General features: G+C 66.1%; 25 protein-coding genes. 8 read left to right on the top strand and 17 right to left on the bottom strand.

The features are described from left to right. Positions 1-89: 89 nt before the first annotated feature. The 8 genes from ACODRX_RS09270 to ACODRX_RS09235 all read right to left on the bottom strand — a co-directional run bounded on the left by ACODRX_RS09270 (position 90) and on the right by ACODRX_RS09235 (position 8932). Positions 90-1085: a Bug family tripartite tricarboxylate transporter substrate binding protein gene (locus ACODRX_RS09270; RefSeq protein WP_488871129.1), complete on the bottom strand. Its 996-nt coding sequence runs from the start codon at positions 1083-1085 to the stop codon at positions 90-92. A 36-nt stretch (positions 1086-1121) separates the two neighbouring features. After that, a complete protein-coding gene (locus ACODRX_RS09265; RefSeq protein WP_488871127.1) occupies positions 1122-2258 on the bottom strand; it encodes an FAD-dependent monooxygenase in 1137 nt (378 codons plus the stop codon). 5 nt (positions 2259-2263) lie between these two features. Then, positions 2264-2743 (bottom strand): acyl-CoA thioesterase, encoded by a 480-nt coding sequence (locus ACODRX_RS09260; RefSeq protein WP_488871126.1) that lies wholly within the window; start codon positions 2741-2743, stop codon positions 2264-2266. Further along, complete coding sequence (locus ACODRX_RS09255; RefSeq protein ID WP_488871125.1) at positions 2740-4404, bottom strand: AMP-binding protein; 1665 nt, start codon at positions 4402-4404, stop codon at positions 2740-2742. Before ACODRX_RS09255 ends, ACODRX_RS09260 begins: the two co-directional genes overlap by 4 nt. Before the next feature lie 23 nt (positions 4405-4427). After that, complete coding sequence (locus tag ACODRX_RS09250) at positions 4428-5309, bottom strand: VOC family protein (protein ID WP_488871124.1); 882 nt, start codon at positions 5307-5309, stop codon at positions 4428-4430. Between the two features lie 77 nt (positions 5310-5386). Continuing rightward, entirely contained in the window at positions 5387-6670 is a 1284-nt protein-coding gene (locus tag ACODRX_RS09245; protein ID WP_488871122.1) for an alpha/beta fold hydrolase, read from the bottom strand. A gap of 133 nt (positions 6671-6803) precedes the next feature. Beyond that, positions 6804-7544 carry a TetR/AcrR family transcriptional regulator gene (locus tag ACODRX_RS09240; RefSeq protein WP_488871120.1) on the bottom strand — a complete coding sequence of 247 codons (741 nt, stop codon included), beginning with the start codon at positions 7542-7544 and terminating at the stop codon, positions 6804-6806. A gap of 83 nt (positions 7545-7627) precedes the next feature. Further along, positions 7628-8932, bottom strand: coding sequence for an MFS transporter (locus tag ACODRX_RS09235; RefSeq protein ID WP_488871132.1), 1305 nt, complete (start codon positions 8930-8932; stop codon positions 7628-7630). Between the two features lie 56 nt (positions 8933-8988). On the opposite strand from ACODRX_RS09235, the gene ACODRX_RS09230 reads away from it, so the two are divergent. Both ACODRX_RS09230 and ACODRX_RS09225 read left to right on the top strand, forming a co-directional pair. Then, a complete protein-coding gene (locus ACODRX_RS09230) occupies positions 8989-9891 on the top strand; it encodes an AraC family transcriptional regulator (RefSeq protein ID WP_488871119.1) in 903 nt (300 codons plus the stop codon). Next, the gene (locus ACODRX_RS09225) at positions 9884-10504 is read left to right on the top strand and encodes a flavin reductase family protein (RefSeq protein WP_488871117.1); all 621 of its coding nucleotides are present in this window, start codon (positions 9884-9886) and stop codon (positions 10502-10504) included. Before ACODRX_RS09230 ends, ACODRX_RS09225 begins: the two co-directional genes overlap by 8 nt. Positions 10505-10555: 51 nt before the next feature. Here the strand turns inward: ACODRX_RS09225 and ACODRX_RS09220 are convergent, their stop codons facing one another. The 7 genes from ACODRX_RS09220 to mnmG form a co-directional block, all read right to left on the bottom strand. Further along, positions 10556-11191: an N-acetyltransferase gene (locus ACODRX_RS09220; RefSeq protein WP_488871116.1), complete on the bottom strand. Its 636-nt coding sequence runs from the start codon at positions 11189-11191 to the stop codon at positions 10556-10558. 146 nt (positions 11192-11337) lie between these two features. Continuing rightward, complete coding sequence (locus ACODRX_RS09215; protein ID WP_488871115.1) at positions 11338-12366, bottom strand: peptidoglycan-binding protein; 1029 nt, start codon at positions 12364-12366, stop codon at positions 11338-11340. A gap of 179 nt (positions 12367-12545) precedes the next feature. Further along, positions 12546-13472, bottom strand: a complete 927-nt coding sequence (locus ACODRX_RS09210; RefSeq protein ID WP_488871113.1) for a ParB/RepB/Spo0J family partition protein — start codon at positions 13470-13472, stop codon at positions 12546-12548. Between the two features lie 2 nt (positions 13473-13474). Next, complete coding sequence (locus tag ACODRX_RS09205; RefSeq protein ID WP_488871111.1) at positions 13475-14023, bottom strand: RBBP9/YdeN family alpha/beta hydrolase; 549 nt, start codon at positions 14021-14023, stop codon at positions 13475-13477. A gap of 46 nt (positions 14024-14069) precedes the next feature. Next, the gene (locus ACODRX_RS09200; protein ID WP_488871110.1) at positions 14070-14849 is read right to left on the bottom strand and encodes a ParA family protein; all 780 of its coding nucleotides are present in this window, start codon (positions 14847-14849) and stop codon (positions 14070-14072) included. 40 nt (positions 14850-14889) lie between these two features. Then, on the bottom strand, positions 14890-15552 hold the full coding sequence (rsmG, locus tag ACODRX_RS09195) for a 16S rRNA (guanine(527)-N(7))-methyltransferase RsmG (protein ID WP_488871109.1): 663 nt from the start codon (positions 15550-15552) through the stop codon (positions 14890-14892). Next, positions 15549-17534, bottom strand: a complete 1986-nt coding sequence (gene mnmG, locus ACODRX_RS09190) for a tRNA uridine-5-carboxymethylaminomethyl(34) synthesis enzyme MnmG (RefSeq protein ID WP_488871107.1) — start codon at positions 17532-17534, stop codon at positions 15549-15551. Before mnmG ends, rsmG begins: the two co-directional genes overlap by 4 nt. 277 nt (positions 17535-17811) lie before the next feature. Between mnmG and gstA the strand changes: the two genes are divergently transcribed. The 3 genes from gstA to cueR all read left to right on the top strand — a co-directional run bounded on the left by gstA (position 17812) and on the right by cueR (position 19189). Next, a complete protein-coding gene (gstA, locus tag ACODRX_RS09185) occupies positions 17812-18411 on the top strand; it encodes a glutathione transferase GstA (protein WP_488871106.1) in 600 nt (199 codons plus the stop codon). A 124-nt stretch (positions 18412-18535) separates the two neighbouring features. After that, positions 18536-18733, top strand: a complete 198-nt coding sequence (locus ACODRX_RS09180) for a heavy-metal-associated domain-containing protein (RefSeq protein ID WP_488871105.1) — start codon at positions 18536-18538, stop codon at positions 18731-18733. A 6-nt stretch (positions 18734-18739) separates the two neighbouring features. Next, positions 18740-19189, top strand: a complete 450-nt coding sequence (gene cueR, locus ACODRX_RS09175) for a Cu(I)-responsive transcriptional regulator (RefSeq protein WP_488871104.1) — start codon at positions 18740-18742, stop codon at positions 19187-19189. Positions 19190-19215: 26 nt separating this feature from the next. On the opposite strand, the gene ACODRX_RS09170 is transcribed toward cueR, so the two are convergent. Then, the gene (locus tag ACODRX_RS09170; protein WP_488871102.1) at positions 19216-20256 is read right to left on the bottom strand and encodes a recombination-associated protein RdgC; all 1041 of its coding nucleotides are present in this window, start codon (positions 20254-20256) and stop codon (positions 19216-19218) included. A gap of 231 nt (positions 20257-20487) precedes the next feature. Between ACODRX_RS09170 and ACODRX_RS09165 the strand changes: the two genes are divergently transcribed. Continuing rightward, a complete protein-coding gene (locus ACODRX_RS09165; RefSeq protein WP_488871100.1) occupies positions 20488-20955 on the top strand; it encodes a Spy/CpxP family protein refolding chaperone in 468 nt (155 codons plus the stop codon). 179 nt (positions 20956-21134) lie between these two features. Continuing rightward, complete coding sequence (locus ACODRX_RS09160; protein ID WP_488871099.1) at positions 21135-21698, top strand: acyloxyacyl hydrolase; 564 nt, start codon at positions 21135-21137, stop codon at positions 21696-21698. Between the two features lie 738 nt (positions 21699-22436). On the opposite strand, the gene ACODRX_RS09155 is transcribed toward ACODRX_RS09160, so the two are convergent. After that, positions 22437-22991 (bottom strand): adenine phosphoribosyltransferase, encoded by a 555-nt coding sequence (locus tag ACODRX_RS09155; RefSeq protein WP_488871098.1) that lies wholly within the window; start codon positions 22989-22991, stop codon positions 22437-22439. Between the two features lie 159 nt (positions 22992-23150). Between ACODRX_RS09155 and ACODRX_RS09150 the strand changes: the two genes are divergently transcribed. Beyond that, complete coding sequence (locus tag ACODRX_RS09150; RefSeq protein WP_488871097.1) at positions 23151-24152, top strand: KpsF/GutQ family sugar-phosphate isomerase; 1002 nt, start codon at positions 23151-23153, stop codon at positions 24150-24152. Positions 24153-24155 lie beyond the last annotated feature (3 nt).

The raw sequence follows: 24155 nt of genomic DNA, 5'->3' as shown, positions 1-24155 counted from the left end.
CGGTATCTCGGTCTCCATGGTGGTGTTCGAACTCGGCACGATCTGGCCGATGCGGAAATGGCGCGTCATGGCGATGGTCCTTTCAGGGATCAGTTGTCCAGGGAAATCTTGGCGCGCTGCACCACCTGGGCGAAGCGCTGCGTGTCGGCGCCCAGGGCGCGCGCCAGCTCGGCCGGCCCGGCGCTCCAGGGCTGGAAGCCGAAGCCGGCCATGCGTTCGAGCACCGCGGGCTGGGTCAGCGTCTTGGCGACACCGGCGCGAATGCGCTCGACCACGGCCGCTGGCGTGCCCTTGGGCGCAAAAATGGCAACCCAGGTGCCCACCTCCAGCCCGGCCGGGCCGCCGGCCTCGGCCACGGTGGGGATCTCGTCGTAGCCGGGCAGCCGCCTGGCCTGGGCATAGGCCAGCAGCTTCACCTTGCCGGCGCGGTACAGCGGCCCCACGGTGGCGGCGGAGCCAAAGGCCCAGTCCACCTCGCCATTGGCCACCGAGGTGTAGAGCTGCGGCAGCTCCTTGAACGGGACATGCATCATCTGCATGCCCGACGCGGCCTCGAACTGCGCAGTGCCCACATGGGCCACGCTGCCCAGGCCCCAGGTGCCGTAGCTCACGCCGCCGGGCCTGGCCTTGGCGGCGGCAACCAGGTCGGCCACCGATTTCCAGGGCGAGCCGGCCTTGACTACGATGAAGAAGCCGGTGTGGTAGAGCCCGGCCACCGGCTCGAAGTCGCGCACCGGGTCGAACGGCAGTTTCTTGTAGAGGTGGGGCTGCAGCGCCATGTAGCTGCTGTCCAGCGTCAGCAGGGTATGGCCGTCGGGCCGGGCACGCCGGGCTTCGCCAATCGCCAGCCAGCCGTTGGCGCCAGGCTTGTTGTCCACCACCACGGACTGGCCCCAGTCCTTGGTGAGCAGCTCGCCCACATGGCGCATGACCGAGTCGGGACCGCTGCCGGCGGAATAGGGCAGCACGGTACGGACGATTTGCGTTGGATAGCTGCCTTGCTGGGCCAGCAGCGGGGCCGCGGCCAGCGCGAGGGCGCAGAACGCCATCGCGCGGCGCGTGAGCGCGCGAATGAAAGCGGGCATGGTGGGGTCTCCTGTGGTTCTGGGGAAGATTGGCGCTCAGGTCGCCGGATGCAGCGCCTCATAGGCGCGGGTGAACGCGGGGTCGCGCTGCTGCAGGTCGTCGTGGCTGACCTTGCCGGTGCGGCGCATGTAGTCGTAGGCGAAGGACACCGGGTCCAGGTGCATCTTGGCGGCCACGTTCTCGTACCAGTCCAGGCTCAGGCTGGCCGATTGCTGGAAGCTGCTGGAGGCGTCGCGCCGAGCGGATTCGAAAGCGGCGAATGCCGCCGGCAGCTTGCCGGGATGGGCCGCCACACCCTTGTGCAGCGCAATCGCATCCTGCATGGCCATGCGCGTGCCCGAGCCCAGCGAGAAGTGCACGGTGCGCAGCGCGTCGCCCAGCAGCACGATGTTGCCGTGATGCCAGCGCTCGTTGCTGACGATATTGGCCTCGAACCACAGCGAGCGGTTGGTCAGCAGCTCGTTGCTGCCCAGCTCGGCGCGGAACACCTCGGCGCAAAAGCGCCGGCTTTCGTCCTCGCTGGCCTGGTCCAGGCCCGCGCGCTTCCAGGTATCGGGGTCCACCTCGATCAGGAAGGTGGAGAGCTCCGGGCTGTACTGGTAGCTGTGCGCGATGAACACGCCATGCTCGGTCTCGCGGAAGATCAGTGACACCGGATGGAAGCGCTGGCGCGTGCCGTACCAGGCGAACTTGTTGCGCCGCTTCACGAAGCTGGGGCGGAAGTGCTCGGCCAGCTGGGTGCGCACGGCGCTGTTGCCGCCGTCGGCCGCCACCAGCAGGTCGCACTGGGCAGCCAGCGCGCCCGCATTCTCGATGCGCCGGCCATATTCGATCTCGATGCCCTCGCGCCTGCAGGCCTGGCGCATCACCTGCAGCATGTCGATGCGTGCCGTGCGCGAGAAATGGTTGCCGTGGACCTGCACGTGCGTGCCCTGGTGCACGATGTCCATGTAGTCGCAGCGCTCGTGGTGGGCGATGAACTCCTGGTAGAAATCCGCATCGGCCTCCTTGAGGAAGGACAGGCCGATGTCGGAGAACACCACGCCCCAGCCGTAAGTAGCGCCCTCGGGGTTTTGCTCGTGGATGCGGATCTGGTGCGAGGGATCGTGCTTCTTGGCCAGCAGCGCGAAGTACAGGCCGGCCGGGCCGGCGCCGATGATGTCGATCTTCATGGTGTTCACTCCTGGATGGTGGCGGGAATGCCGCAGTCGCGCTGGTAGTCCAGCAGCGCCTGGCGGAAGGCGGGCGGGATGGCTATGGAGCGCCGCTCGGGCCGGGCTACGCACACCGGCGTGAGCCGGGCGTTGAACACCGGCGCCCCTTGCGGCGTGGTGGCCGCAATGTCGAGCACGTAGGTGCGGAGGTTGATCTCGGCCACGCGCACCGCCATGTCGAATTCCTCGTCGGGCCGCAGCGACCGGATGAACTCGAACGACAGCGCCTTGCTGGGCGTGCCAAAGCTCTGCTCGCTCTTGGCGCGCTGCGGCGTGGTGCCGAACAGCGCGCCGTAGAACAGCTCGGCGGCGGCAATCACGTAGTCGGCAAACACGGCGGTGTAGACCACGCCGGCCGGGTCGCATTCGCCCCACTTGACACGGCGGCGCACCGTCAGCGGCCGTTCGCTGACCAGGTACTCGATGGGCGTTATCGCGCTCATGCCTTGGCCTCCTGCTGCAGCAGCTCGGCGATGCGGCGCTTCATGGCCGGCTTGTCCACCTTGCCGACACGGGTCAGCGGAAACTCCTCCACGACCTCCACGCGCTCCGGGCACTTGTACTTGGCCAAGCCCCGGCCGATGAGGAACTGCCCCAGCTCCTTCACGTCGGGCGCCTGCATGCCGGGACGCGGGATGATGAAGATGCAGGCCTTCTCGCCGTAGAACGGGTCGGGCATGGCCACCAGCTTGGCGTCGGACACGGCGGGATGCTGGCTGACGTGGCCCTCCACTTCTTCGCAGCCGATCTTCTCGCCGCCGCGGTTGACGTTGTCGCGCAGCCGGCCTTCGAAAGCGTAGTGCAGCACGCCGTCCACGCGGTGCGCCGTCACCAGGTCGCCGGTGCGGTAGAAGCCGTCACTGGTGAAGGACTGGGCATTGGCCTCGGGGTTGGCGAAGTAGCCGGTCAGGCTCGACGGGCCGCGCAAGCACAGCTCGCCCGCCTGGCCCTCGGGCACCGGCTGCTCCGATTCGGGCTCGAGCAAACGGATCTCGTCGTCCGCACAGCCCGAGCAGCCCTGCGTGCCGTGGCGCGCGGCAGCCGGCGCATCGCCGGGCGAGCCCAGCAGCAGGCCCTCGGTGATGCCATAGAGGTTGGAGCAGGGCACGCCCAGGTGCGCCTCCAGCGTGTCGGCCCGGCTCATGGTCGAGAACAGCCGCAGCGAAGACAGGTCGTGGCGCGCGATGTGCGGGTAGGCCATGAGCTGCGGCGCGATGGGGCCGATGGACAGCGCATGCGTGACGCGGTGCTGGCCGATCAGGTCCAGCATGCGCGCAATGTCCACCCGGGACATGAGCACCACCGGCGTGCCCATGAGCACGGGCGGGATCAGCGCATAGAGCTGGCCGGCGTTGTGCATCAGCGGCAGCGACCAGATCAGCCGGCTGCTGGCGTCGATCTGGTAGCGCCGCGCCCAGCCGGCCGAATGGCCCAGGTACTCGGCATGAAAGCGCGGGATGATCTTGGGCACGCCGGTGGTGCCGCCCGAGAGCTGGAAGCTCAGCACATCCGCCAGGCCCAGCTTCAGCGCCGCCAGGCGCTGCCTGGCCTGCGCCAGCGGCATGCCATCGATCAGCCGCTGCAGGCTGGCTGCGCCGGCACGCGCGCCACGCACCACAATCAGGTGCCGCAGCGCGGGGTGGCGGGCCACCATGGATGCGGCGAAGGCCGGCAGGTCGAAGCTGGCGCTGAAGTCCGCCTGCGCGAAATAGCCGCGCGCGCCCGATTGCTCCGCGAGCTGGCCGATCTCGATCTCGCGGTGCTGGGGCAGCGAACATACCGGCACGATGCCGGCCTTGAAGCAGGCCAGCAGCGCGATCGCGGTCTCCAGCGTGGTGCCGAGCTGGAAGATGGCCCGGTCGCCAGGGTTCAGGCCCAGCTCCAGCAGCGCGGCGCCCAGGCGCTCGGTGGCCTCGTCCAGCTCGGCAAAGCCGATGCTGCGCTCATCGCCGATGAAGGCCGTGCGCTGCGGATGCTGCCGCGCGGTGCTGCGCAGCGCGTCGCCCACGGTGCTGGCAATCCAGGAGCCGCTGGCCAGCGCGGCCTCGGCACGCGCCTGGCTGGGGTAGACGACGCCGGCGATGGGGTGTTCAACGTGGTTCATGGCTTGTCTCCTCCAACCGGGCATCAGTTCTGCTGCGGCACGATGCGCAGCACATCGCGGTCGAAGCGCTCGATGCGGCCATGGATGCCGCCGGTGAGCATGCCGTACCACAGCGCGGGCTTGAAGCCCAGGGCCTTGCGCTCGAACTCGATGGGCCCCTCCGCCTCGATCACATCGTATTCCCTGCCTGCGCGCACCTCGCAGCCCGGGTGCTGCCCTGCGGCCCGCACCAGCGGCGAGAATTCGTCCACGCGCGGCACGAAAATGCGCACCGCCGCCGGCGCGGCACCTTCGTGCTCGGCTACCAGGGCAGCCTTGCGGCTCCAGATCGCGTCAACCTGCTCCAGCCGGCCACCGGCGGCCAAGGCCCGGTCCTCCAGGGCCATGGCGGCTTCCAGCGTCAATTGCGCATCCAGGGCATCCAGCTGCGTCAAGGGCCGCAGCTTGTGCGTGAACTCGACGAAGTAGCCGTTGGGATCGCGCACATAGATCGATTCGATGACCTCGTGGCGCGTCTCCACCGATACCTCCAGGCCCTGCGCCTCCAGGCGCTGCTTCCAGGCGCGCAATTCCTCGGGCCCCTCCACCAGCCAGGCGGTATGCGTGGCATCGGCCTCATGGTCGTCGGGCAGCGGGCGGCTGGCAGCCCGCCCGCGCATGCCGGCGGGCTCCTCGGCACCCAGGTAGTAGAAGAAGGCGATGGTGCTGCCATTGCCGCTGTCGAAGAAGAAATGCAGGAAGTCCGGGTGCGTGGCCGGGCCCCAGCCGCGCGCCGAGATCACGTGGATCAGCGGCAGGCCGAGCTTGTCGCGGTAGAACTCGACGGTCTCGCGCAGGCGCCAGGTGGGGCGCGCCGTATGGTCCACGCCGCGCAGGGTCAGGGTGGGAAGGTCTCGTGCAGACATGGGTGTTCCTCCTAGGGGAAAACAGGATCGGGGTGGGCAGGCGCCGTCACCGGCACCTGGCGGAAAGCGTCAGTGCCTCAGTGCGGGAACCGCTCGCGCAGCCACTGCGCCAGCAGGCGGCCGGCCTCAAGCCGCCCCGGCTCCTCCTGGGCGGACAGGGCGCGGCCATGGTGATCGCCGCGCACGCGCAGATGGCGCTTGTCGCTTGAGGCGATGGCGCCGACGATGCGTTCCACGTCGCCCGGGAAGCAGGCCTGATCGCCGGTGTATTCCACGACCAGCACCGGCTGGGTGATGGCCGATGCCGTCTTCGCCAGCGAGGCGTTGGACGACAGCGCCGACCAGGTGGACAGCCAGCTCTCGGGCGTGCACTGGCGCGCGAAGCCGACCGCGCCATAGTTGGAGGCGTAGGGGTCGCTGCCCCACAGCGAGCCGAACTTGCGCTCCGACGCGTCTTGCGTGAGGTCGAAGCAGCGCAGGTCGCCGTCGGTGCGCCAGACATTGAAGATCGGCGTGTGGCCGGCCAGGCGGCGGTCTTCGGCGCTGGCCCTGGCGCCGTTGGCTACGGCCTCCTTGACGCGCTGGCGCGCGGCCTGGCGGCGGGCGATCAGTTCGCGGGCGCGGGCGTCGATGCGGGCCACGCGCGCCCGCTGGGCAGCGCGGTAGCGCTCGGTGAATTCGGCGCTGTAGCGCGTATCGCCCTTGCCCGCATAGCCGTTGGCCGGGGACAGCGGATCGAGCGCGGGATCGACGGACAGCGGATCGTTCTCATCCACCACGCTGGGATCGATGCAGTTGAGCAGCAGCGCGCCCTGGCCGGGATGCGGCCCCACCAGCACGAAGCCATCGGCAAGCGGCATATCGAGTTCGGCCAGCTGCGTGGGCCGCCCGCCCGGGGTGCGGGCGATGCGCTCGGCGCCAGGCAGGGCCGACTGCTGCGCATACAGGGCATACAGCCCCGCGCCGCCGGAATTGCCCAGCAGGATGATGCGCTTGAAGCCCGCCGCCCGCAGGTATTGCAGGCCCGTGGCCACGTCGTGCAGCGCGAACTCGTGCTCCAGGCGCAGATCATTGCCCACCGAGCGCGGCGACTGCGACCAGGCGGCGTAGCCCGCGCCCACGATATCGGGAATCAGATAGTGGCAGGCCATGAACTCGCGCGGGTGCATCACGCACACCACGGTGTCGGCCGGCGTGGCGGGGCGGTACAGCGAGCCGCCGGTGGCAGCCTGGTCGGCGGTACGCAGCACCACGTTGGTGGTGAGCGTGCCGGCGGGCACGTCGCGCGGGTTCCAGTCGGTGTTCAGGAAGCCGGCGGTGGCCTGGGCTGCCGGCGCAGCGGTGTCGGTGTGGCTGTTCATGGGTCGAATCGCGCGGAGGCGCTCCTGCATTGATGTGGGTCAATGTTAGGACGATTCGACAAAAACGTCAAATATTTGACGTTAGTGTTAATACCAATTCAAGCGCGCTATCTGCGCCGCCTGCGATGCGGCTTCATCGCTCGGCCTCCAGGCTGCTCTCCAGGCTTTCAAGCGCATCGCGCATGCGCGCCAATGCCGCGCCGATGTCGCCCTGGGTGGCGCGCGATGCTGGCTTGCGCTTCTTCGGGGCGGGCGCGGCCTCTCGGGGCAGCAGCATATGCAGGCCCAGTGACGCAATGGTTTCGACAACCGCGTCGGCAGATTCGCCACGCCGGCTGTCGAACCACCATGCGCACCAGTTGCACATGCCGATGATCGAGAAGGCCGCGACATCGGCATCGATGGGGCGAAACACCTCTTGCGCGATGCCGCGCCGTATGACCTCCACGAAATCCCTGCGCACGGCCCGCCGTGCCGCCTGCGCGGCCAGGCGCTGGTCCTCCGGCAGGCTGCTCTCGCTGCGCTCGGCGATGCGAAACTGCAGCGGGTGCGAAAGAATCAGGCCCGCATGCTGCAGGATCAGCTGGCGCAGGCCCTCGTCCGGGGCCAGCTCCGCGCGCTGGGCGACCTCGTGGGTGAGCGCGCTGGCGCGCTCGGTCACATCCCGGGTCAGGGCTTCCAGCATCGATTCCTTGCTGGGAAAGTAGTAGTACAGCGCCGTGCGCGTCATGCCCACGGCATCGGCGATGTCGTTGATGTTGGTGCCGCCGAAACCCTTTTCGATGAACAGCAGCGAGGCCGCCTCCAGAATCGCCTGGCGCTGGGCATCGTTGCGGGACGGGCGGGATTTCGGCGCGGCTAGGGCTTTTCTCATGGATCGGTGCGTGTCGTCATGCTGCTAACACCGCATGTTAGCCTGCATGCAGGCGGTTGCGCGTCGCGCAAGGATCTATGGCGCTATGCCAGCTGCGCCTTGCGCGCCGCCACGCCCGCGCCCACGAAACCAGCGGACACCACGCTCAGCGCCAGCGCCATGGCCGAGCCCATGAAGACACCGGCGTTGAGCTGGTGGTCGAGCAGGTAGCCGAACACCGGCGCCCCCAGGCAAAAGCCCAGGTCCAGCCCCGAATAGACCGTGCCATACACGCGCCCGGTGGCGCCGGGTGGCGCGGCACGCTTGACCAGCATGTCGCGCGAAGGGCCGGCCAGCCCGGTGCCAAAGCCGGCCACCGCGGCCACCGCCAGCGCCGCCATGCCCGGCAGCCAGCCGGTGCCGACGATGAACAGCAGCGCGGCCGAGCCCAGCAGGCTTGCGGAAATCAGCTTTTCCAGCCGCTGCACCTTGCCCACCGCGAAGCCGCCGACCACCATGCCCGCCGCGCCAAACAGCATGTAGCCGGTGACCACCAACGCGGTCCATTTGACGTCCAGCCCGTACAGGCGCTGCAGCGCCGGGCTGGCGAAGGACTGGATGGCGCTGAGCGCACAGGTGGTCCAGAAAAAGAACGAGAAGCACAGCCATACCGACGGCAGGCGCAGGAAGGCCATCGGGTGCTCGGGCTTTGCGCCGGCGGCGGCAGCAGCCTTGGCGGGGCCGGCGCCGGGCACGGCCGCCCGGTCGTCCAGCGCCTCGCGGTTGACGACCATGACGGCCAGCACCAGGGCCGCCAGCGCCGCGCCGCACAGACACGCCAGGCGCCACGAACCAAAGGCCGAGGTGATGCCGGCCATGAACACCGGCGCCGTGGCCCAGCCCAGGTTGCCCGCCAGGCCATGCACCGAGAAGCCATGGCCCAGCCGCGCCTGCGATACGCGCTTGTTCAGGATGGTGAAGTCCACCGGGTGGAAGGGCGCATTGCCCAGCCCCGCGAACACCGCGGCCAGCACCAGGCCGCTGAAGCTGTGGGCCAGGCTGGCCAGCACGCCGGCCAGCACGAAGCTGGACAGCGCCGAGAACAGGATGGGCCGGGCGCCCACCTTGTCGACCACGAAGCCAGCCAGCGCCTGGCCGGTCATCGAGATCACGAAGAACACCGACACCAGTATGCTCAGCTCCGAATAGCTGTAGCCGAAATCGGCGATTAGCCAGGGGAACAGCGGCGGCAGCAGCAGGTGGAAGAAGTGCGAGGAGCCGTGGGCCAGCCCGATCAGGCCGATGGTTCGGGTATCCTGGCGCAGGCTGCCGATGCCGTCGGCAGGCGCCACGGAGGCGGTGGTGTCAATCATGGCCCCGATGGTAAAGAAATCCCAGGCGGCAGGTATGCGATAGCAGGCCAATTACTATCGCCAATGCGCCAACCCTTGGCAAGGAGGCAGGCATGGCCGTGATTTCACTGGAGGATATCCGGGCGCGCAGCTATGTGGACTCGCTCACGCCCCATCTCTTCGTGCCCACGCGCGAGCGCCCGGTGCGGGCCAAGCTGCGCCTGCTGGACAAGAACACGCAGGTGCGCCCGCACAGCCACCCCTGGGCGCAGCTGGCCATGTCCACCACCGGCACGATACGGCTGCGGGTGCCGCAGGCCACCTTCATCGTGCCGCCGGGCCGGGCGCTGTGGATCCCGCCGCAGGTGGAGCATGCGGTGACCATGGTGGAAAGCGCCGAGCTGCGCACGCTCTACATCCACCGGCCCGCGGGACGCTATGGGCCGGGCGACTCGCGCGCGGACGATGCCCACTGGCAGCACTGCCGGGTGCTCGAAATGTCCGAGCTGATGCGCGCGCTGGCCCAGGCCCTGTCCACCCTGCCCGACGGCCAGAATCCACCCGACTCGGCCCAGTTGCGCCGCGAACGGCATGTGAGCGCGCTACTGCTCGACGAGCTCAGCCGCGCCACCGTGCTGCACCTGCGCGTGGACATGCCGCGCGACAAGCGCCTGCAGAGCCTGTGCGAGGCGGTGCTGCAGGACCCGGCCGCCGAAGACACGCTGCAGGCCTGGACACGCAACACCGGCGCCAGCCCGCGCACCGTGGCGCGGCTGTTCCGCCAGGAGCTGGGCTGCACCTATACGCAATGGCGCCAGCAGGTCATACTCGCCTGGGCGGTGCAGCTGGGCGCCCGCGGCCTGTCCATCCGCCAGATCGCGGCCGAGTTGGGCTATACCCCCAGCGCCTTCAGCGCCATGGTGCACAAGGCGGTGGGCCTGTCGCCGGCACGCTTCCTGGTGCACCGGCCCGAGGCGCCCGCCACCCTGCTTTCATCCCTCGACCACCATGACTGAAGACCTCCACTCCTACGCTCCGCAAGATGGCCACGGCCTGCCCCACGACCCTTTCAATGCCATCGTCGGCCCGCGCCCGATCGGCTGGATCTCCACGCTGAGCGCCGCCGGCGTGCGCAACCTGGCGCCCTACAGCTTTTTCAACGCCTTCAACTATGTGCCGCCCATCATCGGCTTCGCCAGCATCGGCCGCAAGGACACGCTGAGCAATATCGAAGCCACCGGCGAATTCGTCTGGAACCTGGCCTGCGAGCCGCTGGCCCAGCCCATGAACCAGAGCTGCGCCGCCGTGCCGCCCGAGGTGGACGAGTTCGCGCTGGCCGGGCTGACACCGCAGGCCTCGGTGCGGGTCAAGCCCGCGCGGGTGCAGGAAAGCCCGGTGACCATGGAGTGCCGCTGCACGCAGATCATCCAGCTGCAGACCGCAGCGGGCGCCACCGTCCCGACCTGGCTGGTGCTGGGCGAAGTAGTGCAGGTGCATATCGCCCGGCGGCTGCTCAAGGACGGCATCTACCAGACCGCGCTGGGCCAGCCCCTGCTGCGCGCCGGCGGGCCGGGGGACTATTTCACCATCAGCGCCGAAAACAGCTTCGTCATGCGCCGCCCGCGCTGAAGCTGCGCACACCAAGCCAACAGGTCACCACCAGGGTATCCACAGACTTATTCACAGCCTGTCCAGATTCATGCGCGTGGCCTGGGCGAAGCTGCCCAGGCTCCAGCCGCGGCCGAGCAGGAACATGCGGGTGGGCAGCGCGCCCAGCACTTCGGGCGGCACCTCGGTGCCCAGGTAGCGCAGCCGCTTGTCCTGCACGTCGACAAAGCCCAGCCGGTAGTCGCGCGCCAGCGCGCGCCACAGCGCATGCGCCCCCGGCGACTGGCGGGCGCCGGTCACCAGGCACAGGCCGGCGTCCAGCGCCCAGCGGTAGATGCACGAGGCCAGGCCCCGGCGCTGGTAGGCAGCGGAAAACTTGGAATGTGGCCCGCGTATATAGCGGTCCGCGCGCCGATCGACCTCGATCAGCCGATTGAAGACGGTGAAGCCGGCAATGCGGTGCGCATGGGTGTCTTCGACGTAGACATAGAACTCGCCATCGGCTTCGCGCCAGCGGATGGCAAAACGGGGATCGGACAGCGCAATCTCCGGTATCCCGTGCAGCCGGTCTCCCGGCGTGTGGATGCGATCGTGGATGGAGGCGCATTCGCCCTCCAGCTGCTGGGGCGGAATCGGGCTCACATCGATGCGCAATTCCGCCGGCCGGTACAACCAGGATGCCCAAAAGGGCGGCATGGCCATGTTCATGGCTTCATCTCCTTCATGCAAGACAAAGCGCTCCATGCTAGCCAGCCCGGCATATCGCACGAAGAAGGTGCGATATGCCCAATGACCCAAATACCCGAAATACCCGGATTGGCAGCCATGGGCCACGCCGGGCTATCGCCCCAGGCTTATTGCGCCAGCTGGCGCATCGTGGCCTGGTCGAGGCGGCCGCTCACCGGCAGGCCCTGGTCCTGCTGGTAGGTGCGCAGCGCGGCGGCAGTGCGGGGGCCGCCCTGGCCGTCCGCCGAGCCGACGTTGTAGCCCAGCTCGTTCAGCCGCGTCTGCGCCTGCTTCATCGTCATGCGCCCCGCCGCGGCGCCTGGCGCCGAGGTCTGGCTGGGCGCGGCGCCGCCGTCCACGCCCAGGCGGCCGCCGCCGCCCAGGCCCTGGCCTTGCACCGACTGGGCCTTGTAGTTGCGCAGCGCGCGCACCATCTGGCTATAGGCATCCATGAAGGCCGCGGCGATCACCTTGCCTTCGGCCGTGCGGGTGTAGCCGCCCAGCGCGCCGCCGGCAGCGCCGCCAAACAGGGCGCCCATGCCGCCCCAGTCCGTCTTGGAGGCCGAGCCCTCGGATGCGGATACCTGCACGCCCGAGCGGTTGTCCACCAGCGTCAGCATCACCGAGGCCTCGCGGGTCTTGGTCGACGCCGCCAGCGCACTGAACAGCCCGCCCGCGCGGCCGCCGACCGCACCGCCCATGCCGCCGGCATCGCTCTGGTTGAAGATCACCTCGGGCGACATGGCGTAGTCGGACGCCACCATCTGGCCCTTGCCCATGTTGCTGCCGCCGCGCATCTCGCCCGAGCCCATCAGGGCGCGCTCGCGCGCCATGGCGTTCATGCCGGTGGTGCTGCGCTCCACCACCACGAAGCAGTTCGACTGCTGGACCATCAGGCGCAGCAGCTGGGCCGTGGGTGGCAGGCGGTATTGCTGGGTGAGGATGGTGTACCAGCCGGCGCTCTGGTTCTCCACCAGCGACACGGTTCCCAGCGGCGACTGGCAGCGCTCGAGCTCGCCATTGGCGTTTTCGGCATTCGCCCCGCCTGCGGCGCCGGTTGCCACGGTCTTCGCATCGGACGAACCCATGCGCATATTGGTGGTTTCGCACCCCGCCAAGGCCAGCACGGCCAAACCTGCAATCACCAGTTTCCTCATATTTCGCTCCCGCTCATCCATGCACTGTAAAAAAGTAGGGGCCCATGGCCCCAAACCGCCGTAACACTTTCACTCAATTGTGAACGACGACGATTGTAGGAATTTCAGCGTGGCATTCCCAGAGCAAACCTCTATGGTTTTTCCGGCTTTTTGTATCAAATATGCAGGGCCGCGGGCCGTCAGTCGCTGGCGCGCAACCTGTCGATCAGGCCATTGAGCTCGTCCAGCGAGCCGAACTGGATCGCCAGCTCGCCCATGTCCTCCATGCGGCCATGGCGCTTGACGCGCTTTTTCACCCGCACCTCGACGGCCGCGGCCAGCAGGTCCGACAGCTCCTCCTCGACCTGGCGGATGTCGCGGGACTTCTCCTTGCGGGGCCTTTTCTGTGGCGCCAGGCTGAACTCGGCCGCCAGCTTCTTGGCCAGGTTCTCGGCTTCGCGCACCGACATCTTGCGCGCCGCGATCTGGTTGGCCGCGGTGATCTGCGTGGCTTTCTCCAGCGTCAGCAAGGCGCGCGCATGGCCCATGTCCACGTCGCCCGCCATCAGCATGGTCTGCACCGGCTCGGCCAGCTGCAGCAGGCGCAGCAGGTTGGACGCGGCGGAGCGCGAACGCCCCACCGCATGCGCGGCCTGCTCGTGCGTCAGGCCGAACTCCTTGACCAGGCGCTGCAGGCCCTGGGCTTCTTCCAGCGGGTTCAAGTCCTCGCGCTGGATGTTCTCGATCAGCGCCATCGCCGCGGCGGATTCGTCCGGCACTTCGCGCACCAGCACCGGCACCTGGTCCAGCCCCGCCAGGCGCGCGGCCCGGAAGCGCCGTTCGCCGGCGATGATCTCGTACTTGCCCGCGTTGCCGCCGCCCTGGAGCTTGCGCACCAGGATGGGCTGCATGATGCCCTGCACCTTGATGCTCTCGGCCAGCTCGTACAGCGCGCCTTCGTCCATGCGGGTGCGCGGCTGGTAGATGCCCGGCACCATGTCGCTGAGCGCGAGCTGGTGCGGCGTATGGGCCTCGTCGGCAGCCGGAGCCGCGGCGGCGGGCTCCACCTTGGGGCCGAGCAGCACCTCCAGTCCACGTCCGAGGCCTTTGGGTTTCTTGGTTGCCATGGTCAATCCACTTTCGTCAGTTCTGCCAGCAGGGCCTGGCCTGCGGCCCAGTCGCCCAGGCCCGATTCTGCGTTGATATGCCCGCGCGCGCCCAGATCCACCCAGCGCGAGCCCCAGGCATCCGCCATCGCCCGGGCGCGCTCGGCGCTGCAATACGGGTCGTCCTGGCTGCCCACCAGGATGGACGGGAACGGCAGCCGCTGCATCGCGATCGGCGCCCATCCGGTAATCTGCGCCGCCAGATCGGGCCGCTCGACGTCGCCGGGCGCCACCAGCAGGGCCCCCTGCACCCGGGCCGCATGGCGCGTATGGCAGGCCCACCAGGCCGTCAGAATGCAGCCCAGGCTGTGGGCCACCAGCACCAGCGGGCCGGTGCTGTCCACCACCACCTCCTCCAGCCGCGCGCACCAGTCGCCGCGCCTGGGATGCAGCCAGTCATGCTGCTCCACCCGCTGGTAGCCATGTTGCGCTTCCCACAGGCTTTGCCAATGCCCTGGGCCGCTGCTTTGCCAGCCGGGCAGGATCTTGATGGATGCAGGGGAAATACTCATTTTTCAATAGCGGTTGGCACAGGCGGCATGGTATCGGGAAGGTGTTTTACTCGAATTTCATCTTCTTGACCCGGCGTACCATCTCCTTGGCGAAGTCGGTGAACGCCTGGCTGCCCTTGGCCGACGGATCGAAGACCACGCCGGGCAGGCCGTAGCTGGGAGCCTCGGCCAGGCGCACGTTGCGGGGAATCACCGTGTCGAACACCTTGTCGCCGAAATGGTCCTTGAGCTGGTCGCTGACCTGCTGCTGCAGCGTGATGCGCGGATCGAACATCACCCGCAGCAGGCCGATGATCTGCAGATCCTTGTTGAGGTTGGCATGCACCTGCTTGATGGTGTTGACCAGGTCGGTCAGGCCTTCGAGCGCGAAGTATTCGCACTGCATGGGCACGATCACGCCATGGGCCGAGCACAGCCCGTTGAGCGTAAGCATGGACAGGCTGGGCGGGCAGTCGATGAGCACGAAATCAAAATCATCCCGCGCCTGCTCCAATGCGGCGCGCAGGCGCTTTTCGCGGCGCTCCAGCTCCACCAGTTCGACCTCGGCTCCCGACAGCTCCCGATTGGCGCCCAGCACCCAGTACTTGCACTTTTCGGAATACACGGCCGCATCGCGGATATGGGCCGACTCCAGCAGCACATCGTAGACCGTGCTCGCCAGCGCCCGCTTGTCCACGCCGGAGCCCATGGTGGCATTGCCCTGGGGGTCCAGGTCCACCAGCAGCACGCGCTGCTTGACCCGGGCCAGGCCGGCCGCCAGGTTGACGGCCGTGGTGGTCTTGCCCACCCCGCCCTTTTGATTGGCTATGCAGAAAATTTTTGCCATGGAATGTCCATTTGCTTGGCAGTGACAGGCACTGCAGTTCCTATTCGCTCGCCACGCGCAGCCGCATCCAGACGATGCAGCGCTCCGCGTCCAGGCCCGGCACGGCCAGCGGCTCGACCCGCTCCACCACCACATCCTGCGCCAGCAGTGCCATTTCGGCCTGTGGCAGCTTGCCCTTCATCGCCAGCCACCAGGCGCCCTCCTTCAATGCCTGGCGCGACCAGGCGGTGAAGTCCTGCAACGCGGCAAATGCGCGGCAGCTTACCACGTCATAGCGCTGCGTGAGCCGCTCCACCCGCGACTGGATGCCATGCAGGTTCTTCAGCCGCAGGCTCGCGGCCGCCTGCTGGATGAAAGCGGCCTTTTTCCCCACCGTATCCACACAGCTCACATCCAGCTGCGGCAGGCAGATGGCAAAGACCACGCCTGGCAGCCCCCCGCCGCTGCCCACATCCAGCAGCCGTGGCTCGGCCAGGCCCAGCCCTTGCAAGTGGCGCTGCAGCGGCACCACCGCGGCCAGGCTGTCCAGCAGATGATGGGTCAGCATTTCCTGCGGATCGCGCACCGCCGTGAGGTTGTATACCCGGTTCCACTTCTGCAGCAGATCCAGGAACAGCATGAGCTGCCCCACCTGGGAATCCTCCAGCTCCAGCGGCAGTTGCGCCAGCCCCTGGCGCAGCGATGATTCAAGCGATGCGGTCATGCCAGCACTGTAGCGTCTGGCAGTGGCGCAAACCCCTTGAATCCGCCTTTTTTCAGATGCACCAGCAGTAAAGAAATCGCCGCTGGTGTAACACCGGATATCCGGGATGCCTGCCCCAGCGTCTCCGGGCGGTGTTTTTGCAGCTTCTGGCGCACCTCGAACGACAAGGCGGCGACCTGCATATAGTCCAGCTCGGCCGGCAGGCGCAGATTCTCGAAATGGGCGGCACGCTCCACCTCGTCCTTCTGCTTGTCGATATAGCCGGAATACTTGGCAGCGATCTCCACCTGCTCCAGCACGGCTGGAGCAAGCTCGTCACCCAGTGTTTCACGTGAAACCTCGACAGACGAATACTTGCCGCCATCCATGCCCATCAGCGCCCCATAGCTCACATTCGGCCGGCGCAGCAGATCGAACAGGTTGTACTCGCGCTCTATGGCCTTGCCCAGCACCCGCTCGGCCTCGGCCGCGTCGAGGATGCGCGGATTGACCCAAGTGGACTTGAGGCGCTCTGTTTCACGTGAAACAGCATCGCGCTTGCGGCTGAATGCATCCCAGCGCGCATCGTCGATCAGACCCATGCGACGCCCGGTTTCCGTCAGGCGCATGTCGGCATTGTCCTCGCGCAGCTGCAGGCGGAACTCGGCCCGGCTGGTGAACATACGGTAGGGCTCGGTCACCCCCTTGGTGATCAGGTCATCCACCAGCACCCCCAGGTAGGCCTCGTCGCGGCGCGGGGTCCACACTGCCTCGCCCCGGCATTGCAGCGCGGCATTGACCCCGGCAAACAAGCCCTGCGCCGCTGCTTCCTCGTAGCCGGTGGTGCCATTGATCTGGCCGGCAAAGAACAGCCCCTGGATCTGGCGGGTCTCGAAGCTGCTCTTGAGCGAACGCGGATCGAAATAGTCGTACTCGATGGCATAGCCGGGGCGCAGGATATGCGCGTTCTCCAAACCTTTCATCGAACGCACCAGCTCATACTGGATATCGAAGGGCAGGCTGGTCGAGATGCCGTTGGGATAGTACTCGTGGGTGGTCAGCCCCTCGGGCTCCAGGAAAATCTGGTGGCTTTCCTTGTCGGCGAAGCGGTTGATCTTGTCCTCGACGCTCGGACAGTAGCGCGGGCCCACGCCCTCGATCTTGCCGGTGAACATGGGGCTGCGGTCAAAGCCGGAGCGGATGATCTCGTGCGTGCGCTCGTTGGTATGCGTGATCCAGCAAGGCACCTGCCGGGGATGCATCGCGGCATTGCCCATGAAGCTGAACACCGGCAGCACGCCTTCATTGACGCCACCGGGCATGCCATCGCCCGGCTGCTCCTCGCACTGGCCGAAATCGATGCTGCGTCCATCGATGCGCGGCGGGGTACCCGTCTTGAGGCGCCCTTGCGGCAGCTGCAGCTCTTTCAGGCGCGCCGACAGGCTCACCGCCGGCGGATCGCCTGCGCGGCCTGCAGCATAGTTGTTCAGGCCGACATGGATCTTGCCGTCGAGGAAGGTACCTGCCGTCAGCACCACGGTGCGCGAGCGAAAACGGATCCCCACCTGGGTCACCGCGCCCACCACACGGTCGCCTTCCACCATCAGGTCGTCCACCGCCTGCTGGAACAGCCACAGATTCGGCTGATTCTCCAGCATGTTCCGGATGGCCGCCTTGTAGAGGATGCGATCGGCCTGGGCTCGGGTTGCCCGTACCGCCGGCCCCTTGGAGCTGTTGAGAATCCGGAACTGGATGCCGCCCTGGTCGGTGGCCAAGGCCATGGCGCCGCCCAATGCGTCCACCTCCTTGACGAGATGGCCCTTGCCGATGCCGCCGATGCTGGGATTGCAGCTCATCTGCCCCAGAGTCTCAATATTGTGGCTCAGCAGCAAGGTCTTGCAGCCCATGCGGGCCGCGGCCAAGGCGGCTTCGGTACCGGCATGGCCGCCGCCGACGACGATCACGTCGAATTCTTGTGGATAGGTATAGGGTGTATGGCTCATAGGGCCTCTTCCTGGGCTCGATCCGCATTCGCTGCGGCACTCATAGCGCATACTCTCGAGCCCTGCGGAGAGTGCCATGACAGTCAGATGGCGAAGCACCGCTGTTGCCTCGCCGAAGGACAGCTATTTTAGTTGCTGCGGGCTTTCTCGGTGCGGGCGGTGTCTTTCACACCACTTGTTTCACGTGAAACACCGTTGAGCCGCAAGCAAGCCACCGCACTGCAAAGTGCTTCCGGAAGCGCTAGGATGGCAGCTCCAACTTTCTGGAAGTGCTCTCATGAAACTGTATTTCTCACCCGGCGCCTGCTCGCTCTCCCCGCATATCGCGCTCATCGAGGCGGGCCTGCCCTATACGCTGGAGTTGGCCAGCACCAAGACCCACCAGCTCAAGGATGGCACGGACTTCTACACCATCAATCCGCTGGGCTATGTACCTGTGCTGGAACTCGACAACGGCCAGCGCCTGCGCGAAGGCCCGGCCATCGTCCAGTACATCGCCGACCAGGCGCCTGCCTCCAAGCTGGCGCCGGCCAACGGTACCTTCGAGCGCTACAAGCTGCAGGAATGGCTGAGCTTCATCGGCACCGAGGTCCACAAGTCCTTCGGCCCGCTGTTCAAGCCCGACACACCGGACGAAGCCAAGGAGCAGGCCAAGGCCCAGATTCTCAAGCGCCTGGGCTTCATTGAGCAGGGGCTGCAGGGCAAGCAATTCCTGATGGGTGACCAGTTCACCGTGGCGGACGGCTATTTGTTCACCGTTTGCAACTGGACCCACTTCGTCAAGATCGACATTTCCGCACTGCCCAAGCTGAACCAGTACCTGGAGCGCATTGCAGCGCGCCCCAGCGTTCAAAAAGCGATTGCTGAAGAGAACTAGGACTCCAGCATTCAAGGCCGCTGTTTCACGTGAAACAGCGGCTTTCCCACAAGGGTTGACATTGACATCATGTCAACATCCAGCATATGCACATCACCACTTCCCCTTGTTGAAAGGAGCTTCCATGCAATACGTCTTGAATGTCCAGGGCATGACCTGTGGCCACTGCGAGAGGGCTGTCACCCAGGCTGTGCAACGGCTGGATGCCGCCGCTCAGGTGCGCATCGACCGAGCCCAGAACCAGGTCACCGTGGACACCACCCAACCGCAGGAGAAGGTTGCCGCCGCCATCGCTGCGGAGGGCTACCAGGTTACCGGCTGAACAACCATGGCGCAAAGCACCCGACGCGACCCAAGCCCTGCACCGGCCACCGTGCGCTGGCCGGTGTCGATCAGCCGCGCCGCAGCGATGGCCGGCATCTCGGCCCGCATGGCGCGGCACTATGAATCGCTGAACATGCTGCCGGTGGTACACCGTTCGGACAACGGATACCGCATGTACACCGAGGCCGATGTGCATACGCTGCAGTTCATCCGCCGCAGCCGGGATCTGGGTTTTGCCATCGAAGAAATCCAGCTGCTGCTCAGCCTCTGGAACGACAAGCAGCGCAGCAGCGCATCCGTCAAGGAGATCGCGCAGCAGCACATCAACCACCTCAGCGAACGCATCGCCGCCATGCAGGCCATGCAGCGCACGCTGCAGTCATTGGTGCATGCCTGCCACGGCGATGGCCGGCCCGACTGTCCCATACTGGACGATCTGGCTTCACCGCCCTAGATCGGAATATCCCCTGCGGCGCGGGGTCAGAAGGGCATAGTCGCGGGGTCTGCATCGGCTGGCGCCTCTTGCGGCCCGGTCATGGTGCCGCGGCCGGTTGCTGCCGGGCGCTGGCGCGGTACGGCATCCGCATTGCCGGGTGAGCCTTGCGCTGGCGCCACCGCCCCCAACTCGGTGCGGCCTTCGCCGCCCAGGGCTTCCAGCAGATCTGGAATCAGGCGGCTGAACTCGGCGGTGGCAATGGCCACGTCGGCGTCGAAGCCCGCATCGTCTCCCGAGCTGGATTGTCCCTCCAGCACCACATCGAGCAGCGCCACCTTCTTCAGCTGCAGTCCTTCGGTCAACACCATCGACACCCGGTCATCCCAGGTAATGGCGAGCTTGGTCGGCATCTTGCCGGCGTCGATGTGGGCACGGATCTCGTCGATATCCAATGGGTGGCGCGCATAGCGCACCACGGCCTTGGCCTCGTCGGCACTCTTGAGCTCGCATTCGCGGTCGATCGAAAAGCCTGCCGGCGCTTCCTGGCTGTGCAGCCAGTGAGCCATCGCGGCCTGTGGCGAAGTCTGTGTGTCGAGCAGGGCGACCGCAAAGCCCGGCGATGCCTCGACCAGGGCCGTCACCACTTCGTCCGCGCGCGACTGGCTCCCGGTATCGAGCACCAGCAGGCGCGCCTGCGGATCGATCCATACCCACATGCCGCCCTGCTTGGTGAAGGCCATGGGCAGCAGATCGAGCTTGATTTCATCCTTGAGCTCCTGCGCCTCCTTCTTGCCGGGCTTGCGGCCCTCGGCCTTCTCGATCTGCGCTACCTTTTCCTTGAGCTTGCGCGCGAGCACCGATGCCGGCAGCATCTTGCTCTCGGTCACGAAGCGCATCATCCACTGGCCGCTCACCACCTCCACCATCGCGCCATGGGCTTCGCCGCGCGGCGGCATCCAGCCGGCGGATTGTTCCTGCGTCGCGCCGCATTCCTCGAACACTTGTTTGGCCAGAGCTGCATCGAGAGCCTCCCAATCGGGCTGCCAGGCCTCGGCGATGCGATAAATGATCATGTTCTTGAACATGGGAATTCCTTGCATTACGTTGCCGCGTATTGTGCCCGTATGCGTGCCCCGTATGCGCAACAAGGCCCGGCAGGCCCGGCGCCAAAAATGTTGCCAACTCTTTACACAGCCATACCAAGACGGCACGCCCGACTTACATGCGCTGCGCACACTGCGTGGCAAGTTACCAAGAAAGGAGTCCCCATGTCGCTCTTGCAACGCAACACCATCGCTTCCGCCATCTTTGCGGTCATGGCCATGCCGGCCATGGCGCAAAATTCCACGGAAAGTGATGCCAGCATGGCGCCGTCGACAACCGCAAGCGCTCCCATGCACCGCCATCCAGCCTCCAAGCAAGAGCGGCAGGCCCGGATGGAACAGCACTGGCAGCGCCTGAAAGCGGCGCTGAATATCACCAGCAGCCAGGAAGCCGCCTGGAGTACCTATGTGTCGGCAATGAAGCCGCAGGCCCGCACTTCGCCCCCGATGGACCGCAAGGCTTTCGCCGGCATGACCACTCCGCAGCGCATCGATGCGCTGCAGGCCATGCGCAGCCAGCACCAGGCTGAAGCCGACCGCTGCGACCAGGCCATCAAGACCTTCTATGCGGCACTGGCGCCGGAACAACAGAAAACCTTCGACACGCAGGCCCTGAAGATGTTCGGCCGGCCCCATGATGGCCACCATCGGCCCCACGGCGCGCCTCCCAGCGCATCCTGACAAACCTATGTTTCAAGGGGATTGAAGCTATATAAAACATAGCATCAACAGCCAGTAGGCGTGGCTGGGCCACCACGGCCACAGGCGCACATGGATAGCATGTGCACCTTTTTTCTGACAAGCGCCGCGCAGGCGGCGGAAGTATGATGGCGAGCAGGTCAACTCATACCATCCACCACATGCATCCACGCGCTCTACTCCCGATTGCGGCGGCCCTTGGCGCCGCTGGCTTCTTTGGCACCGCCCATGCCCAGTTCATAGACTCCCGCCAGGCGCCGACACTGTACCTGCAAGCCGGCACCGCCGAGCAGGGCGCCCGCTCCCTCACGGTAGGTTCCACGGTTCCCATGGACTGGTATACCAACTGGGGCGGCAACATGGTCACCGCCCACTGGGACATGAGCCTGGCGGCCTGGAACTCGCACAAGGCCGATGATTCCGGCCGCCGCACCATCTTCGTTGTGGGCTTGACGCCGACGCTGCGCCTGCACAGCGCCAGCAGCTTCCCCTGGTTTGTCGAGGCCGGCATCGGTGGCTTCGTCTCCAACCATCTCTATCACAGCAAGGACAAGGACTTTTCCACAGCCTTCAACTTCGGCAGCCATATCGGCGCAGGCTTTTTCACCGGCAATCGCCGTGAAAACGAATGGTCGGTTCGCCTGGAGCACTTCTCCAACGGATCGATCAAGTCCCCCAACCCTGGGGAAAACTTTGTTCAGCTGCGCTACGCACGCCATTTCTGAGCGCATGGACAAGCCTGTAGGCGGCTAGCTGGCCTGGTTCCAGCTGCGGCAGCCGTCTCATCCAACCGCCCTGGTCTTGGACCTCGGCGGTTTTTTTGTTGTCTTTCCGGATTACGAAAAATTCGCGAAACATGGCCGTATTCGGCACGCACGCCATCCATGAAACCATGGCATCACGGGTCGGAGCACGAAGGCGATGCGCAAGCAGGGCTGTGAAACAGCCGTTGACCGCACCGCAGCGGCGTCCGTCAAACCATGAAATACAAAGAAATTTTCACAATATGAAAATTTCTGCTGTTTTGCGATGCCTTGGGTTTTTCTTGTATTCGTTTTAATAGATTAGTAGATAGTAGTAGAGCGCGCCATTATTTGTGGATAAGTCTGAATTCCCTTGAAAAATCAAACATGTGGATAACTGCCAACCCTGTTTCCGAGCACAGGGACAGCGTGTACCTGAATTGTGGATAATTTTAAAATTTAGCCGCTATCTGTGGATAACAAGGATTTTTCGTCAGAGATATCCACAGATCTGTGCATGGAGTGGCTTTGTAGCGGGTTATTTTTCGTAATATGAAAAAAGACCCGCCGAGGCGAATTGCAGCTTGAACTGGGGGTGTGACCCCACCGCATGGCGTGGGTGTGGGCGTCTTTGGCGCAGGCCTGGGTATGGGCCTGGGTAGCAGTGCAGGCGTTTGCTGGCGGCGTATGGAGGCCGCTTGCGGCCGGGGCCGGAGCGGATCAGTGGCCGGAGAAATCCACCAGGGTGAAAAGCGCCAGCCCGGCATCGCGCAGGCGCTGCGAGCCGCCCAGTTCGGGCAGGTCGACGATGGCGGCGCCTTCCATGACCTGGGCGCCCAGCTTTTCGAGCAGCTTCTTGCCGGCCATCATGGTGCCGCCGGTGGCGATCAAGTCATCGACCAGCAGGACCTTGTCGCCTGCCTGCACCGCGTCGGAATGCAATTCCACCGTGGCGCTGCCATATTCCAGCTCGTAGGTTTCCTCCACCGTGGTGAAGGGCAGCTTGCCCTTTTTGCGGATGGGCACGAAACCCACCTTGAGCTGGTAGGCGATGACCGAGCCGAGGATGAAGCCTCGCGCATCCAGGCCTGCCACCACGTCCGGGCGGCGCTCGCGATCCATGTAGCGGTGCACGAAGGCATCGATCAGCACATGGAACACCCGAGGATTCTGCAGCAGCGGCGTGATGTCGCGGAACTGCACGCCCGGCGCGGGCCAGTTCGGCACGGTGCGGATATGGTGGCGAAGGTATTCCGTAACGTCGGGAGCTTGCATGGCAACCTGGCTGGATGGCAAAGCATTCATGGTAGTCGAATACCTGGATTTCATATAAAAACAATAGCCAGCCCAATAAATACAATAATTGTCAGCTACCAATTCCGTAGTAATGGCCTGTGGATCGGCAGGCCGCCGGGGCTTCGATAAAATCCCCGCATGACCGTATCCCCCTCCTTGCCTGCGCGTATCGATGGCACGCAGATACTCGCGCTGGCGCAAGCCACCTTTGCCATCGAGGCGCAGGCCATCAGCGCAATGGCGGCCCGGCTGGACGAGCATTTCGTGCAGGTGGTGCAACTGGTGCTGGGCACCCGCGGCCGCGTGGTGGTGATGGGCATGGGCAAGAGCGGCCATGTGGGCCGCAAGATCGCGGCCACGCTGGCGTCCACCGGCACGCCGGCCTTTTTCGTGCACCCGGGCGAGGCCAGCCATGGCGACCTGGGCATGGTCACCGCACAGGATGTGGTGCTGGCCATCTCCAACAGCGGCGAGAGTGGCGAGATCACCGTGCTGTTGCCGGTGCTCAAGCGCCTGGGGGTGCCCTTGGTGGCGATGACCGGCGGCCCGGAATCGGCGCTGGCGCGCCATGCCGGCTGGGTGCTCGATACCCGGGTCGACAAGGAGGCCTGCCCGCTGAACCTCGCACCCACCGCCAGCACCACTGCCCAGCTGGCCATGGGCGATGCGCTGGCCGTGGCCCTGCTGGAGGCGCGGGGCTTTCGGGCCGAGGATTTTGCGCGTTCGCATCCCGGCGGTGCGCTGGGGCGGCGCCTGCTGACCCATGTGGCCGACGTGATGCGCTCGGGCGACGAGCTGCCGCGCGTGCGGCCCGACACCAGTTTCAGCGACCTGATGCGCGAGATGAGCGCCAAGGGTCTGGGTGCGGCCGCGGTCGTCGATGGCGACGGCGTTTTGCTGGGCGTGTTCACCGACGGCGACCTGCGCCGCCGCATCGAGGCCGGAGCCGATCTGCGCCAGGCCACCGCGGGGCAGGTCATGCATGCCCATCCGCGCCGCATCGAGGCGGGCGCGCTGGCGGCCGATGCCGCGGCGCTGATGGAGCAGCACCGTATCACCAGCGTGCTCGTTACCGACGCCGCCGGCCGCCTGGTGGGCATGGTGCATATCGGCGATCTGATGCGGGCCAAGGTGATCTGATGG

The organism is Comamonas sp. FG99 (genome assembly GCF_057808605.1).
Note: the sequence above shows the minus strand (reverse complement) of the source record. Positions and strands in the feature narration are given on the sequence as shown.

Excerpts from the sequence above, each read along its gene's own strand:
- ACODRX_RS09270 (WP_488871129.1), bottom strand. The coding sequence starts at position 1,085 with ATGCCCGCTTTCATTCGCGCGCTCACGCGCCGCGCGATGGCGTTCTGC.
- ACODRX_RS09265 (WP_488871127.1), bottom strand. The coding sequence starts at position 2,258 with ATGAAGATCGACATCATCGGCGCCGGCCCGGCCGGCCTGTACTTCGCG.
- ACODRX_RS09260 (WP_488871126.1), bottom strand. The coding sequence starts at position 2,743 with ATGAGCGCGATAACGCCCATCGAGTACCTGGTCAGCGAACGGCCGCTG.
- ACODRX_RS09255 (WP_488871125.1), bottom strand. The coding sequence starts at position 4,404 with ATGAACCACGTTGAACACCCCATCGCCGGCGTCGTCTACCCCAGCCAG.
- ACODRX_RS09250 (WP_488871124.1), bottom strand. The coding sequence starts at position 5,309 with ATGTCTGCACGAGACCTTCCCACCCTGACCCTGCGCGGCGTGGACCAT.
- ACODRX_RS09245 (WP_488871122.1), bottom strand. The coding sequence starts at position 6,670 with ATGAACAGCCACACCGACACCGCTGCGCCGGCAGCCCAGGCCACCGCC.
- ACODRX_RS09240 (WP_488871120.1), bottom strand. The coding sequence starts at position 7,544 with ATGAGAAAAGCCCTAGCCGCGCCGAAATCCCGCCCGTCCCGCAACGAT.
- ACODRX_RS09230 (WP_488871119.1), top strand. The coding sequence starts at position 8,989 with ATGGCCGTGATTTCACTGGAGGATATCCGGGCGCGCAGCTATGTGGAC.
- ACODRX_RS09225 (WP_488871117.1), top strand. The coding sequence starts at position 9,884 with ATGACTGAAGACCTCCACTCCTACGCTCCGCAAGATGGCCACGGCCTG.
- ACODRX_RS09220 (WP_488871116.1), bottom strand. The coding sequence starts at position 11,191 with ATGAACATGGCCATGCCGCCCTTTTGGGCATCCTGGTTGTACCGGCCG.
- ACODRX_RS09215 (WP_488871115.1), bottom strand. The coding sequence starts at position 12,366 with ATGAGGAAACTGGTGATTGCAGGTTTGGCCGTGCTGGCCTTGGCGGGG.
- ACODRX_RS09210 (WP_488871113.1), bottom strand. The coding sequence starts at position 13,472 with ATGGCAACCAAGAAACCCAAAGGCCTCGGACGTGGACTGGAGGTGCTG.
- ACODRX_RS09205 (WP_488871111.1), bottom strand. The coding sequence starts at position 14,023 with ATGAGTATTTCCCCTGCATCCATCAAGATCCTGCCCGGCTGGCAAAGC.
- ACODRX_RS09200 (WP_488871110.1), bottom strand. The coding sequence starts at position 14,849 with ATGGCAAAAATTTTCTGCATAGCCAATCAAAAGGGCGGGGTGGGCAAG.
- rsmG (WP_488871109.1), bottom strand. The coding sequence starts at position 15,552 with ATGACCGCATCGCTTGAATCATCGCTGCGCCAGGGGCTGGCGCAACTG.
- mnmG (WP_488871107.1), bottom strand. The coding sequence starts at position 17,534 with ATGAGCCATACACCCTATACCTATCCACAAGAATTCGACGTGATCGTC.
- gstA (WP_488871106.1), top strand. The coding sequence starts at position 17,812 with ATGAAACTGTATTTCTCACCCGGCGCCTGCTCGCTCTCCCCGCATATC.
- ACODRX_RS09180 (WP_488871105.1), top strand. The coding sequence starts at position 18,536 with ATGCAATACGTCTTGAATGTCCAGGGCATGACCTGTGGCCACTGCGAG.
- cueR (WP_488871104.1), top strand. The coding sequence starts at position 18,740 with ATGGCGCAAAGCACCCGACGCGACCCAAGCCCTGCACCGGCCACCGTG.
- ACODRX_RS09170 (WP_488871102.1), bottom strand. The coding sequence starts at position 20,256 with ATGTTCAAGAACATGATCATTTATCGCATCGCCGAGGCCTGGCAGCCC.
- ACODRX_RS09165 (WP_488871100.1), top strand. The coding sequence starts at position 20,488 with ATGGCCATGCCGGCCATGGCGCAAAATTCCACGGAAAGTGATGCCAGC.
- ACODRX_RS09160 (WP_488871099.1), top strand. The coding sequence starts at position 21,135 with ATGCATCCACGCGCTCTACTCCCGATTGCGGCGGCCCTTGGCGCCGCT.
- ACODRX_RS09155 (WP_488871098.1), bottom strand. The coding sequence starts at position 22,991 with ATGCAAGCTCCCGACGTTACGGAATACCTTCGCCACCATATCCGCACC.
- ACODRX_RS09150 (WP_488871097.1), top strand. The coding sequence starts at position 23,151 with ATGACCGTATCCCCCTCCTTGCCTGCGCGTATCGATGGCACGCAGATA.